A 15,180-nucleotide genomic window follows, 5' to 3' on the forward strand; every position below is an offset into this window, starting at 1 on the left:
ATGTTAATTAAAAAAAATCTTCAACCAGCAGATCAGCAAATCAAAGGCTCCAGGAGCATTTGGCTGCGAATTTTATCTAACCTTACCTTTTGGGTACTGGTGGCCATCATTGCCGGTATAGTACTGGGCAGTTATGCACCGGCAACGGCCGTTAAAATGGAAATTATCGGTAAAACTTTTATCGATATCATTAAGCTCTTTATCGCCCCGATCATCTTCCTAACGATTGTTCTGGGCATCAGCGGCATGGGCGATTTAAAAAAGGTGGGACGAATCGGGCTTAAATCGCTGATTTATTTCGAAGTAGTATCTACCGTTTCTTTGGCTATCGGCATTCTGATGGCGGTTTTAATTAAACCGGGCAATATTGATAAATCTGGCTTACAGATTCAGAATGCTTCAAAATACACATCTGCACCCGCTAAAAGTTTCGATTGGGTAAGTTTCTTTATGAGCAACCTCACCATTCAGGTATTACTGGTGGCCATCGTATGTGGCATTATTTTAAATTATTCAAGGCATCGTGAAAAAGCGGTGAGTGGTTTGAGTTATGCATCCAAAATTGTTTTTCAAGGATTAAAATATGTGATGTATCTCGCTCCCTTAGGTGCTTTTGGCGGCATGGCGTACACCATCGGTAAGTTTGGCCTGCACACGCTGGTTCCTTTAGCCAAATTGATGGGAACAGTGTATTTAACCATGGGCCTGTTCATCTTTCTGATTCTTGGTGGAATTATGAAATACTACAAAATGAGCATCTGGAAATTCATCAGATATATTAAGGAAGAGCTTTTACTCGTACTGGGAACCTCCTCGTCAGAATCTGCATTGCCTTCCATTATGCAGAAACTTGAAAAAATGGGCTGCAGTAAATCTGTAGTCGGGTTGGTTATTCCAACCGGTTATTCTTTCAATTTGGATGGGACATCGATTTATCTCTCTATGTCGGTTATTTTTCTTGCGCAGTTGTACGGCGTTCAGCTTTCTGTATGGGAAATGCTCAGCATCATCGGTATCCTGATGGTTACATCAAAGGGCGCAGCAGGCGTTACTGGAAGTGGTTTTATTGTGCTTGCGTCCACATTGGCAGCCATCCATAAAATTCCTATTGAAGGATTGGCTTTTCTGCTTGGCGTAGATAAGTTTATGAGCGAGGCGCGTGCCATTACCAATATCATCGGAAACGGCGTAGCCACTATTGTGATTTCGAAAAGCGAAAATGAGTTCCATCCCCATGTTGAAGTGGCGCCAGATCCCAAATTGATGGAAATAGAAAAGAAAATGGTTAAGCAAGAATTTGTATACTAAATCTAATAAAATGAATACAGCAGAAACATTCAATGAATTAAGCTTCAGCGTTTACGGTAAGCAGGTGCATTATCAGTTAAGTCCAGAACAACTGGTTAGTCAAACATTAGAACGCCAACAGGGTAGTTTAAGCAGCAGTGGCGCGCTGTGTGTGGATACTGGTACTTTTACGGGCCGCTCTCCGAAGGATAAATTTACGGTAATTGACGATACCACTCGGGATACTGTAGATTGGGGCGATGTTAACAGACCTATTTCTGAAGCACATTTTCATGGCCTGTACAGCAAAATACGGGCATATTTGGCCGAGAGGGAAGTATGGGTTAGGGATGCTTATGCGTGTGCCGACACGAGACATCATTTAAGCATCAGAATTGTGAACGAAACACCATGGGCAAATTTATTTTGTTATAACCTGTTTTTGAGGCCTGATGAAAAAAATGTCATTGCCGGTGAAACAGAATGGCTCATTTTGCAGGTGCCTGGTTTCGAGGCCGATCCAGAAGTGGATGGTACGAGGGCGAAGAACTTCACGGTAGTAAATTTTACAAGCAAAATCATTCTCATTGGCGGAACAGCCTATACAGGAGAAATGAAAAAAGGAATTTTCAGCGTGTTAAACTATATTTTACCTGAAGAAAAAGGTGTGTTAAGTATGCATTGCTCTGCGAATGAAGGCATTAATGGCGATGTTTCGTTGTTTTTTGGTTTGTCGGGTACAGGAAAGACAACTTTAAGTGCAGATGCCAGCCGTTTGCTGATCGGTGATGACGAACATGGTTGGTCTGATGAGGGAATTTTCAATTTCGAGGGAGGATGTTATGCGAAGGCCATTGATCTGAATCCTGAAAAAGAACCTGAAATTTTCGGCGCTATTAAACCTGGTGCGCTTTTGGAAAACCTCGTGGTTAATCCTGCTACCGGAGCGGTCGATTTTTCAGATACAACCAAAACAGAAAATACAAGATTGGCCTACCCGATTGATTTTATCCACAATGCCAAAAAGGTATCTACAGGCAGCACACCAAAAAACATTTTCTTTTTAACCTGCGATGCTTTTGGGATTTTACCTCCCATCAGCAAGCTGAATAAAGGGCAGGCCATGTACCACTTTATATCGGGTTATACGGCCAAGGTTGCAGGAACAGAAATGGGTGTTTCTGCTCCTCAATCTACTTTCTCTGCATGTTTCGGACGTGTTTTTCTTCCGTTGCACCCGCTTAGATATGCCGAACTGCTGGGCGCGAAACTTGATGCGCATCCGGAGATAAATGTTTGGTTGGTAAATACAGGATGGATTGGTGGTGCTTATGGAAAGGGAAATAGAATCAGCCTGAAGTATACCAGGGCACTTATTGCTGCAGCTATGGGCGGGCATCTTGAAAATGTTCTGTTCGCTCATCATCCCGTTTTCAGGTTTGCTGTGCCGCAATACTGCCCAGGGGTACCTGCAGAAATTCTAAATCCCAGGTCACTTTGGGACGATGCAGATGAATATGATCAAAAAGCTGCTGAGTTAGCGCTCTTGTTTGAAGATCATTTTTCTGATTACGCAGCATTGGCAAGCACCGTAATAAAGGATGCAGCACCATCATTTGTGTAGAAATATTGTTATATTGAAGATCATCCGCAAAAATTTGACGCTGATAAAGAAAATAAACCCGTTTATTGATAAGCTGAACAAGTATTTGAGCTTACAGATTTTTGCTGCCATTTTATTGGGCGCAATAGTTGGGGTGTACTTTCCTGGTTTTGCAGTGAAGTTGCAGTGGGTGGCCAGATCATTCGTTTCCGTTATTGAGCCCTTTGTACCGCCGGTAATTTTTCTCAGCATAGTGAGTGTGTTCGGAAGTTTAGAAAATCTTAAACTGGCCGGAAGAATTACCGCTAAAGCCATTATTTACTTTGCTGTGGTAAGTACACTGGCCATTGTTTTTGGTATTTGCAGTGCATTGATCATTCGCCCTGGGAAAATAGACAGGAGTTTGGTTGAATCCATGCCCTCTGCCAGATTAATTTCTGCCGATTATGAGGGTTGGCTTAAGGTGGTGATGCAGAATAGTATGTTGTTGTTATTTGTACTGGCAGTTGCCATTGGTATTTTTATCAACCGTTTGGCAAAGCACGATCAGGTAGTAAAGGTATTCGAACAAATGAAATCGGTTTTGCTCAGGTTATTGAGATTTATTTTTTTACTGGCTCCAATTGTTACCTTCTGTGGTATTGCCTATACAGTTGGCCGCTTTGGTTTGGATAGGCTGGTACCAATAGGAAAAATGCTTGCCGGAACTTATATCACAATGTTCCTGTTTGTTGCTATTGTACTTGGCTCTTTTTTGGCAGGTTTAAAAGTGAATCTTTTTACGTTTTTAGGTTCGATAAAAAATGAGCTGCTTTATGCACTGGGAACTTCTTCTTCAAGTTCTGTGATCCCCCTGCTTCTGGAAAAACTGGAAAAGCTTGGCCTTAAGAGGCCTGTGGTGATGTTGGTTACTGCTACGGGAAATTCGCTAAATTTAAATGGAACCAGCATTTACCTGGGGATGGCAGTAATGTTTCTGGCCCAGCTTTACAATGTAAGTTTTTCATTTGCCGAAATTTGTGGAATGGTGATGGTTATCTTGCTTACTTCTAAGGGTGCATCGGGGATTCCCGGAACAGGGTTTTTAGCTTTGGTAACCACTGTGGGCAGCATTCATAAAATCCCGGTTGAAGGGTTAGCCATATTGCTGAGTATCGATCGGTTTATGAGCGAAGCACGGGCAATAACCAATACAATAGGGCACGCCGTTGCCGCATTAGTCATTTCGAGGAGCGAGTCATAGTGCTCCGTAAATAAATTTAGAAATTAAAATTATGAAAAAATCAATTTCATACCTACTGATCATTTTAGTAGGCTTTGGTATAGGATGCAAGAATAAAGAGGTGGATGAGCAGACGGATGTTGTGCTGGTGGGGGCTGGAATAATGAGCGCCACATTGGGCTCAATGATGAAGACACTCAATCCACAACTTAAAATTAATATTTATGAGCGGCTGGATCTTGTTGCTGCTGAAAGTTCTGACGCATGGAATAATGCCGGAACAGGGCACTCTGCCTTCTGTGAACTGAATTACACACCACAGCGTCCGGATGGCACCATAGAATTTAACAAAGCTGTATCCATTAATGAGCAGTTCGAAATTTCCAAGCAATTTTGGGCTTACATGGTAGATAAGGGAAAACTTCCTGAACCTAAATCGTTCATCAACAATGTGCCGCACATGAGTTTCGTATGGGGGAATAAAAATGTAGAATACCTTAAAAAACGTTATGATGTTTTAAGTAAGCAATTGCTATTTAAAGGCATGCAATATTCCGAAAATTTTGATACACTTTCTAAATGGATGCCTTTGGTGATGACAGGAAGAAACAGAAAACAGAAGGTTGCTGCAACTTATATGGCCATTGGGACAGATGTTAACTTCGGAAGTTTAACAAGAGGATTAGTGGCCTCTTTAAAAAAAGAAAAGGGTGTAAAGGTAGCACTGAACCATGAAGTGAGAAATCTGAAACACCTGGAAGATGGTACATGGCTGGTTACCGTACTGGATAACAAAACAGAAAAGGAGCGAAACATAAAAGCTAAATTTGTATTCATCGGCGCCGGAGGCGGGGCGTTGCGGTTATTGCAGAAATCGAAAATCCCGGAAGGAAAAGGTTTCGGTGGTTTTCCGGTAAGTGGCGAATGGATGGTATGCAATAATCAGGATATTATAGCCAGGCACATCACCAAAGTTTATGGTAAAGCCGGAGTTGGTGCACCGCCAATGTCTGTTCCGCATCTGGATACAAGAATTATCAATGGTAGAAAAGCTTTGCTCTTTGGTCCTTATGCAGGTTTTTCATCTAAATTTTTAAAACAAGGTTCTTATCTCGATTTAACCCGTTCAATCACATTAAAAAACATTTGGCCAATGATGTCTGCCGGAGCGGATAATATTCTGTTGACTAAATATTTAATTAGTCAGGTTAGCCAATCAAATGCAGCACGTTTAAATGCCCTGAAAGAATATTTTCCAGAAGCGAAGGCCTCAGATTGGAAACTTGAAACTGCCGGACAACGCGTGCAGATTATCAAAAAAGATAAAAAAGGAGGAGGAGTGCTTCAGTTTGGCACAGAGGTGGTAAGTGCAAAAGATGGAAGTTTAGCCGCTCTGTTGGGTGCTTCACCAGGTGCATCAACATCTGTTGATATCATGATCACAGTATTAAAAAAATGTTTCCCAAAAGAAATGGATACACCAGAATGGCAATCGAAAATGAAGGAGATGATCCCATCATATCAGAAGAAACTTTCAAACGATAAGGCTTTGGCAAATGCCATCAGAAAGGCAAATAGCACTTCGCTTGGTCTCAAATATTTCACAGTCGACTAAAACACAAGTGTAAATAGAGAAATGTCTCGTCCCAGAGTTACTTGTCGTTTTAGGACAATCTTGACGGAAGATGGAGGAATATTCAATTATGCGGATTCCTGAATTTATCTCACAGCGGATTTTTTCTTTACATCCTCACTTAACCGACCCCAAGGTTTCCTACCCGAAATTTTTGTCTTGTCTTTGATTTTTGTTGTCCTCTTTTGTTTTTAATGAGAAGTTATAGAGCAGGAAGAGACACGATAGACTTGTCCCAGAAACTATTAATTCATTATTAGCTAGGGGAATATTCCCAAATATGATTATTGCAGTAGAAAGAGATCAGCTTTTATTTTTATTTTTGCTTATGAAAATCCCCGATTTTACATCATCTATCGACCCCGCAAATATTACTGCCCTATCAGACACTATTCAGAATGGTGCAGATTCTTTTCATATACTGGACCTCAGCATAACTGGTAATCCGATTTTTTCATTTGAATATAGCAGGAAGAAATTTTACACAGCTACATTATTACAAGGTGACTATCGGCTTGAGTTTGAAGATAGGAACATTGATATTTCGGGCAACTCCTTACTGTTCACCACCACCAAAATTCCTTTTGGGGTTCACGAGGCCGGTTTAGGGTACTCCGGGATTAGCTGCGTCTTCAAGGAGGAGTTTATCACCAAAGCTAACAGCGGTTATCGTCTACTTGAATTTCCAATCTATAAACCAGGCAGACAAAATATCTATTCCCTTACAGAGGAGCAGACGAAACTCTTTATTGAGGTCTACAATAAAATGTTTGATGAATCACAGACCGATAATCCTTTTAAAGAAAATCTGCTACGCACCTATTTACTTGAGATTATTTTCAATGCACAAAAGCTCGCGCCGTTTAGCTCCTTCGTAAAAACGAATAATACCACCGAGGTTATCGCCTGTTCCTTTATAAGATTGTTAGAATCGCAGTTTCCCATAGAATCCCCTCAGGATACAATCAAATTTAAAACTGCGAAAGATTTCGCAGACAGCCTGTCACTACATCCCAATTATTTGAACCGCCAGGTAAAATTGTCTAAAGGAAGAACCGTAAGTGAGATCATCGCGACAAGGCTTGTTCAAGAGGCCAAGATTTTATTAAAATTAACCAACTGGAACATTGCGGAGATTTCTTTTGCACTCGCTTTCGAAGAGCCATCACATTTCAATCTATTCTTTAAAAAGCATGCCAGCATTTCGCCTACAGATTACCGAAAATTACAAAAGGAATAGTTGCTCCTGGATGTTGGTGCAAGAAAGTTTGATTTTAGTAAGGATCGGTGTTATTTGCGCTAACATCGGCCATGCCATCCACGCTACCTTTGTATTGGAATTAAACAATTTGCAAAATGACAAAGATAGCATTAGTGACCGGAGCCAATAAAGGCATTGGTTTTGAAACAGCAAAACAACTAGCAGCTCACAATATTAAAGTTTTATTAGGGGCAAGAAATGAAACCGAAGGTAAAAAAGCGGAAGCAGCCTTAAGGGATTTATCATTAGACGTTACTTTTGTACAACTGGACATCAGTAATTCGACTGATATTGATAACGTTAGAAAATACATTGAAAGCGAATATGGTGTGTTGGACATTCTAATCAACAATGCAGCCGTATTTTTAGACGGCGCGTGGTTCGGAAATAACACAGAAACCGTACCCACACAAACCCTGCGTGATACTTTTGATATTAATTATTTCGGTACTGTAGAGCTGACCCAGGCATTATTGCCCGCAATCAAAAAAAGCGAGGCGGGGCGTATTGTAAACATTAGCAGCCTGTCTGGTTCCTTTGGTGTTCATTTAGATAAAGAACATTGGTTATACGCTTTAAAACCTTATGCTTATAGTGCGTCAAAAACGGCCTTGAACCAGTTCACAGTTTTTCTGGCTAATGCCCTTGCCGCTTCCAAGATTAAAGTGAATGCAGTTAGTCCGGGTTGGGTGAAAACATCCATCGGTTCAGACCAGGCACCCTTAACTACAGAAGAAGGTGCTAAGTCAGGTGTTGCCATGGCATTACTTGATGAGAATGGTCCAACAGGAACTTTTTCCCAATCAGGCGAATTTGTACCATGGTAAATACCAACCTGTAATTTTAAACGCGGAATGTGCAACTGACTGTATCAGATTATTTGTTTTAAACTATAATCGCTCCCTTTCTTTGGAACGCTGTAATCACGAATCCAATCAATACAGCATTGGTAAAGGGCCGTAAGACCCCATAGCTCACCCAACCAGGGTCCTGCATACCTCCCAGTAAATTGAACCTCGCTGAGGGGACAAAGAGGTATTATCTTTGTCTAACTACTCAATTGACTGGGAGGTGTCACCCTCGCAATATCAAAATTAAGTTGTTCTGCCACGATTTAATTCTTTTATGCTGTACCGCCAACCATTTTTTATACAACTAATCAAAGCCAGTCCTTTGGTGGCTTTGTTGATGCTTTTCTTATCTCCAGATAATGTAATGCCAAGGTAGATTATGTCTCTTATTGAAACTGCTTCAATGTTTGCTTGATATTCCCCGTAAGTACGAGCCTGTTGTGCAAAAGAAGTAAAAGATAACTAAAATGAAAGACAAGAAAGTTTGGTTGGTCACTGGTCATCTTATACCACCAGCTCTGAATTTTTGGTGAGAAAACACAACAATTCTTTAATATTTTGAGTAAGGCGATTTCAGCTAACATTGTATGGCTTTGTCAAGGAAATTGCTAAATTGCCATTTCAAATAGTGAAATGGCAGGCTATAAATCATATACTGATCAAGAACTGATTTCATCGCTGAAAAGCGGTGATGAACTTGCTTTTGAAAATCTGTACCTGCGCTACTGGGAAAAGATGTTTTATTTTGCCATTCAGAAAACCGGGGACATCATGGATGCAGAGAATGTAGTACAGGATGTTTTTATTTCTTTGTGGAACAGAAGATCTTCCCTTAATATCACCTCAGAACTTTCTCACTACCTGATAGTATCTGTAAAATACCGGATCATTAAATTGTTTGAAAAACAACGAAACCAGCGTTTGCATGAAGAGCAGAGTTTGGCAGCCTATGATATTTTAGACGATTCTACTCAGCAATATCTCAATTTTGAAGAACTTCGTAGCAGACTTGAAGAATTTATCTGTAAACTGCCGGAGAAAAGTGCGGTCATTTACAGAATGAGCAGACAGGAAGATGTTAGCCATAAAGAAATCGCCCTCAAATTAGGTATCTCGGAGGATGCGGTAAATTCAGACCTTAAAAGGACTAAAAAGAAGCTGGCTGTTAATCTCAAATCATTTCTTCATACCGTTTTATTGTGATTTAATTTTCTGTATATCACTTAATTATACTTTTTTATCATTTTTATCTGTCACATTTTGACAGTTTCCCTTTTCAGCAGGTACTTGTCTATATAAGACCTATCGGAAATGATTGAAAAAAGTAAAATAAGATTACAGGAATTGTCTCATAGATGGTTGAAAGGCACGCTTACCAAAGCAGAACAGCAGGAATTCGACGAATGGTTCAATGAGCAGAATCAGATTCCGATAGAGATGCCATCTGATATTGCTGAAAACCGTGAAGAGCATGAGCAGGCAATATTAAATCGCATTAAAGATGCGACAGGCATTGCCAGGCAACCTAAAGTGGTTTCTTTATGGCCGCGTATTGCGATTACTGCCGCTGTTGCGTCCATCATTTTTGGAGCCGGACTATTTTACTTCAACAGTGATACCAAAAACACGACCCATCAGATTGCTGACTACAATGATGTCAAACCAGGTGTGCAAGGCGCTACGTTGACACTGGCCGACGGGAAGAAGATATTGATAAATGATGCGGTGGCTGGAAACATAGCTTTGCAGTCTGGCGTGAAAATTTCAAAAAACATAGACGGGCAGATCATTTATGAAGTTACAGATAAGAATTCCGAGAACTCGGATTACAATACCCTAACTACGTCGCGGGGAGAACAAACACAGGTACGTTTGCCTGATGGCTCTTTGGTTTTTTTAAATTCTGCATCCTCCCTAAAATACCCAACTAGTTTTGTCAGAGCGAAGTTCAGGCGCGTTACGCTAACAGGTGAAGGATATTTTGAAATTTCAAAAGATAAGGTACATCCTTTTTTGGTCCAGAGCAATGGGCAGGAAGTAGAAGTATTGGGAACGCATTTTAATATCAATGCATACAAAGATGAAAAGGCGGTGAAAACTACATTGCTGGAAGGTGCGGTAAAGATTACACCAATGCCGGGCAACAAAGCAAAAAGTTCAATTCTCAAACCCGGTCAGCAAAGTGCACTGGATGAAAACGGAATTCAGGTTACTGAAGTTGATCTGGAAGAAGCCATGGCCTGGCAAAAAGGCTATTTCAGTTTTTATGACGAAGACATCTCTGCAGTTATGCGAAAAGTATCGCGATGGTACAACATAGAAGTGGAATATCAAGGTCAATTGCCGGATGTTGGATTCAATGCGCGTATCGACAAATACAGCGACATAAAAGAGGTGTTAAAAATATTACAAAAATCAAAAGCCGTTCACTTTAAACTAGAAGGGAGGAAAGTTATCGTCAGCAAATAATTACGCAATGGCTAAAACGCCAAATCCCGAGTGGAATCGGGATCTGGTGGTCTAATTGGCTATAAGTCAATAAAAATATATCAACTAACCGCAGTCAGCCTAGTGTTTTCGAGGCAATAGCTTACTGCTAAACCAAACTAACTACTAATGTATAAAAAAAATACTAACAAACGGGGTGTGCCCAAGGCATACCTGCGTCAAATTCTATTGATTATGAGGCTAACCAGTATCGTCTTGATCATGGCTATTATGCAGGTAAGCGCATCCACCTTCGCGCAGCGCATCACCCTGTCCGAAAAAAACGCCACACTAAGAAAGGTCTTCGACCGCATTTCCGATCAAAGCGGATACAACTTCATTTTCACCAGCGATTTGCTAAAAGGCACAAAACCTGTATGGATCAACGTGAAAGACACAGAACTGGCTCAGGTGCTGGACAAGATTTTTGCCAATCAGCCCTTGTCCTTTTCAATTGAAGATAAAACCGTAGTAATAAAAGCAAAAGAAAAAAGTTTATTAGAAAATATTATTGCCAAGTTTCAAGCGATTATTGTCAGGGGTAAGGTCTTAGACGAAAACGGTCAACCCCTAGTTGGCGCTAATGTATTCATTAAAGGTACGAATAGATCGGTAAGGACGGATCAAAACGGAAATTTTTCAATCGACGATCTTCCAGATAACTCTGTGATCGTAATTTCTTATGTAGGTTATAAGGTGAAAGAAGTTAGGGCTTCTTCAGATTTTATGACTATTAAACTGGAGCCAGATGAACAGAATCTACAGGGTGTAATAATCAATAAGGGGTATTATTCTACCTCCGAAAAATTAAATACAGGTTCTGCTGTTCAGATTTCGGCAAATCAATTACAGAGGCAACCTCTTGGAAATCCTTTGCAGATGTTACAAGGATTAGTCCCGGGCATGCAAATCAAACAAACATCTGGCATGCCGGGATCGGCCACAACGGTATTCATCAGGGGTAGAAATTCTATCAACTCCGGACTTATCCCACTTTATGTTATAGATGGAATTCCGTTTAATGGCGTTCCAGTGGATCAACAGGTAGGTTCAGGAGCAACAACTTTGGGAGGGCAACCGAATGGTTTTACCGATCCGTTAAGTAATATCAATACTAATGACATCGAAAGCATTACAGTACTCAAGGATGCTGATGCTACAGCAATTTACGGGTCAAGAGGAGCCAATGGAGTAGTCCTGATCACAACCAAACGCGGTGCAAAAGGAAAAGCAACATTCGATGTAAATTACAACAGCGGTCTGTCAGAGGTGGTAAATCAAAGAAAGCTACTTTCATCAAGCGAATACCTGGATCTTCGTAGAAGAGCATTTGCCAATGATAACAGAACGCCAACTGTAGCTCTTGCCCCAGACCTTATGCTTTGGGATCAAAATGCCAATACCAACTATCAAAATATGCTTATTGGCAATACAGCCAAACAAAACGAAGTTAGTACCTCTTTATCTATGGGGAATGAGCGCTCATCTCTTCTCCTCAGTACGAACTATAGGCATGAAACATCCATTCTTTTTGGGAATGGCAAATATCAAAAAGGTGGTTTCAATATCCGTGCTACACAAACTTCGGCCGATAATCGACTTAAACTGGATCTTGGCACTTCACTCGGATTGACCTCCAATAATATGCTCGGTAGTGATTTTGCTTCGGCTGCGATAAATATTCCTGCTAACTATCCGCTTTATGACAGCACCGGCAAACTCTATTGGGTTACCAACTTCAGCAATCCCATTGCTACTAGCAACCAATCGGTGTTAAATAAGGGAAGCAACCTGCTTGTCAGTGGGAATCTTTCGTATAAAGTGAGCGACCATTTAACAGCCAGAGTAAATTTGGGCTACAACAACATATCGCAGGAATTAAAGGCAAAAGCCCCTGCAAGCACCCAGAATCCACTATTTTCTACTCCTGTATCTTCAGGTATCTATTCCGAAACAGAGGGTAAAGTTTACATCACAGAACCTCAATTAGATTATCAGACAAAAATTTGGAAAGGAATATTGAAAGCGACATTGGGAGGAGCGTGGCAGCAGAGCAAAAACAATCAGCCTTATTTTATAAATGCGAACACCTTTGCTTCGGAAAGTTTGATGGACAGTTACACAAATGCCGCAAACTTTACAACTGTGAGAAGCCTCAATTCTGAATACCGCTATGTTTCTGGCTTTGGTATCTTAAACTACAACTTGTTGGATAAGTATGTTGTTAATGTTGTATTTCGTAGAGATGGGTCTTCGCGTTTTGGACCCGGGAATAAATATGGGAATTTCGGTTCAATGGGATGGGCATGGAATTTCGCAGATGAAAAATTCATCCAAAATCTAAACCTGTTTAGCTATGGAAAACTTCGTGGCAGTTATGGTGTGACAGGGAATGACCAGTTCGAGAATTACAGCTTTATGGATACTTATACGTCAACAACTTCCAGTTATGGCGGTAACCCTGGATTTTATCCTACTCGCCTCGCTAATCAAGATTTCAAGTGGGAGGCCAACCGTAAAATGGAAGTGGGACTCGAATTGGGCTTTCTGAAAGACAGAATACGTTTTACCTCGTCTTTTTACAGAAACCGTTCAGACAATATGGTTGTCCGTAATGCTCCTCTTCCGGCACAAACAGGGTTTAGCACCTACATTACCAATCTAGATGCGCTTATACAAAACCAAGGGGTTGAGTTTGATCTGAATGCGACTCCAATAAAATCGCCTGGTTTCACATGGGATGTTTCCTTTAATTTGTCCATTTCAAGAAATAAACTTTTAAGCCTTCCCGACGAATTATTTACCCTTTATGGGAATACCTATGCGGTTGGATCAAGTTTAAATTCATACGTTGTATATCAAAATACCGGATTTGTAGATGGTGTAGCTCAATTTCAGGATAGAAATGGCAACGGCGCTGTAACAAGTGGTTTGACCAATGATAGCTACGTTGCCGGAACAAGAGATCCTCAGTTTTATGGGGGATTGGCTTCTGCAATCTCTTACAAAGGTCTGAGGTTAGATATTTTGGTTAATTTTACTAAGCAAACAGGTGTAAATCAGATTGCATTTCCTGGGTTGCTTGGTAGTCAACTAGATGATTTGAGGGACACGCAATTTAAACCCAGTTCTTTAACCAGCTCAGCAGCCTATAGCTCTTACGTCAATTATGCCGGATCGGACGCGGTTTTGACTGATGCATCTTTCATTAGGCTGCGTAATGTTTCGCTAAGCTATAATTTGCCAGAGAAATGGTTGGGTGCAATTAAAAGCAAAAGGGCGCAGATCTACCTGCGGGGGCAGAACATTTATACAATAACTGGCTACAAGGGGCTTGATCCTGAAACCCAAGGTTCGGTACTTCCTCCCCTAAAAATGTTTGTGGCTGGCTTACAATTTACATTCTAAGTAAACATCATGAAAAAGAAGACTCAAAATATAAAAAACATTGCATCAACAATGTTACTCGCACTATTGATGATAGGTTTAAATAGCTGTGAAAAATTAATTGAAGTGGGTGTGCCGGTCAATCAACTTACTAGCAGTAACGTATATACCGACTCGGTAACTGCTCAAGCGACTGTAAACGGCATGTACTCTGTTATGTATAATACAACAGGTGGTGGTACTGTTACCGCTTCCACTTTCGGAACTTTCGTCATCAACTGTCCGGCAAGATCTGCTGACGAATCTTATTTTCCAGACTCGCCTGATGACTTTGAGAGCAATTCGCTAAATCCGACAAACATCAATAGCAATTCAATTTGGGTTAGTAGCTACCTCAGCGTGTATCACGCCAATAAAATTATAGAAGGAATGGAAAACAGCGATTTGTCTGCCACGCTTAAAAGACAGCTGATAGGTGAAGCCAAGTTCATAAGGGCATATTGCTACTATACCTTGGTCAATTTTTTTGGTGATGTACCATTAGTCACAAAAACAGATGTGCAAACGAATATATCCATGCCGCGTACGCCATCTGATCAGGTTTATGCACTCATCATTCAAGACTTAAAGGATGCACAATCTTCGCTTGCACGAGACTACAGCTGGTCAGCAGGGCTTAGAACCAGGGCAAACTATTGGTCGGCTACAGCCATGTTGGCAAGGGTATACCTTTACCAGAAAGAATATGCTTTGGCGGAAACGGAGTCAAGTAAAGTAATTGCAAATGCTACACTTTTCACCATGCCAACACTTTCCACAACATTTTTGAAAGCCAGTACCGAGACCATCTGGGCGTTCAATACCAACCAGTTTGGTTACCCATTTATTACAAGGGCGTTCTTAACGGGTTCAACCGGCGAACCGGGCCAGCCAGTTACCGCACAATTGGTAGCTGCTTTTGAACGGGATTTGGCCAGGCCTGAATATGAAGATGACCGGTTTACCGCCTGGTTGCGAAGGTCGCCAGGGGGGCGCTATTACTCGGTAAAATATCAGTCTAGTACGGCAGGCGCCAATACCGAGTTTGCTGTGGTGCTGCGTTTAGCCGAACAATATTTGATCAGGGCAGAAGCCAGGATACAACAAGATAAGCTTACTGATGGAATAAGTGATCTTAATGTAGTTCGAACTCGTGCCGGGCTTCGTGGAACACCAGCTACAGGTAAGGCAAACCTATTATTGGCTGTAGAGCATGAACGCCAAGTGGAGTTTAACATGGAGTTTGGACATCGGTGGTTTGACTTGAAGCGAACTGGAAGGGCGACAGCCGTACTTGGTCCGATCAAAGGCCAAAATTGGCAATTAACCGACCAATTGTATCCCATTCCAACGGTACAAATAACTAGTAACACCAACCTGACTCAAAACCCTGGTTATTAATATATCTTC

10 protein-coding genes and 1 pseudogene are annotated in these 15,180 nt (G+C 41.1%); 10 read left to right on the forward strand and 1 reads right to left on the reverse strand.

What is annotated here, in order from left to right; all coding sequences use genetic code 11:
- From AC07VK_RS22030 to AC07VK_RS22055, 6 genes are all read left to right on the forward strand, one after another.
- Window positions 1-1,308, forward strand: a complete 1,308-nt coding sequence (locus AC07VK_RS22030; RefSeq protein ID WP_492959754.1) for a cation:dicarboxylate symporter family transporter — start codon at window positions 1-3, stop codon at window positions 1,306-1,308.
- A 10-nt stretch (window positions 1,309-1,318) separates the two neighbouring features.
- Window positions 1,319-2,911, forward strand: coding sequence for a phosphoenolpyruvate carboxykinase (ATP) (pckA, locus tag AC07VK_RS22035; protein ID WP_492959752.1), 1,593 nt, complete (start codon window positions 1,319-1,321; stop codon window positions 2,909-2,911).
- Window positions 2,912-2,945: 34 nt separating this feature from the next.
- A complete protein-coding gene (locus tag AC07VK_RS22040) occupies window positions 2,946-4,133 on the forward strand; it encodes a cation:dicarboxylate symporter family transporter (RefSeq protein WP_493052995.1) in 1,188 nt (395 codons plus the stop codon).
- A gap of 31 nt (window positions 4,134-4,164) precedes the next feature.
- Window positions 4,165-5,727, forward strand: a complete 1,563-nt coding sequence (locus tag AC07VK_RS22045; protein ID WP_492959748.1) for a malate:quinone oxidoreductase — start codon at window positions 4,165-4,167, stop codon at window positions 5,725-5,727.
- Window positions 5,728-6,025: 298 nt separating this feature from the next.
- The gene (locus AC07VK_RS22050; RefSeq protein WP_492959746.1) at window positions 6,026-6,985 is read left to right on the forward strand and encodes an AraC family transcriptional regulator; all 960 of its coding nucleotides are present in this window, start codon (window positions 6,026-6,028) and stop codon (window positions 6,983-6,985) included.
- A 116-nt stretch (window positions 6,986-7,101) separates the two neighbouring features.
- Window positions 7,102-7,833, forward strand: a complete 732-nt coding sequence (locus AC07VK_RS22055; RefSeq protein ID WP_492955001.1) for an SDR family oxidoreductase — start codon at window positions 7,102-7,104, stop codon at window positions 7,831-7,833.
- 267 nt (window positions 7,834-8,100) lie between these two features.
- Here AC07VK_RS22055 and AC07VK_RS22060 read toward each other — a convergent pair.
- A pseudogene (locus AC07VK_RS22060) lies at window positions 8,101-8,304 on the reverse strand (DUF2000 family protein); the annotation flags it as partial.
- A gap of 186 nt (window positions 8,305-8,490) precedes the next feature.
- On the opposite strand from AC07VK_RS22060, the gene AC07VK_RS22065 reads away from it, so the two are divergent.
- The 4 genes from AC07VK_RS22065 (at window position 8,491) to AC07VK_RS22080 (ending at window position 15,171) form a co-directional block, all read left to right on the forward strand.
- Window positions 8,491-9,060 (forward strand): RNA polymerase sigma factor, encoded by a 570-nt coding sequence (locus AC07VK_RS22065; RefSeq protein WP_492955002.1) that lies wholly within the window; start codon window positions 8,491-8,493, stop codon window positions 9,058-9,060.
- 108 nt (window positions 9,061-9,168) lie between these two features.
- Window positions 9,169-10,326 (forward strand): FecR family protein, encoded by a 1,158-nt coding sequence (locus tag AC07VK_RS22070; RefSeq protein WP_492959744.1) that lies wholly within the window; start codon window positions 9,169-9,171, stop codon window positions 10,324-10,326.
- 147 nt (window positions 10,327-10,473) lie between these two features.
- Window positions 10,474-13,752, forward strand: a complete 3,279-nt coding sequence (locus AC07VK_RS22075; RefSeq protein WP_492959742.1) for a SusC/RagA family TonB-linked outer membrane protein — start codon at window positions 10,474-10,476, stop codon at window positions 13,750-13,752.
- A 9-nt stretch (window positions 13,753-13,761) separates the two neighbouring features.
- Window positions 13,762-15,171 (forward strand): RagB/SusD family nutrient uptake outer membrane protein, encoded by a 1,410-nt coding sequence (locus AC07VK_RS22080; RefSeq protein WP_492959740.1) that lies wholly within the window; start codon window positions 13,762-13,764, stop codon window positions 15,169-15,171.
- Window positions 15,172-15,180: the final 9 nt, after the last annotated feature.

It is taken from the genome of Pedobacter sp. GW821-FHT01D05, from assembly GCF_059422505.1.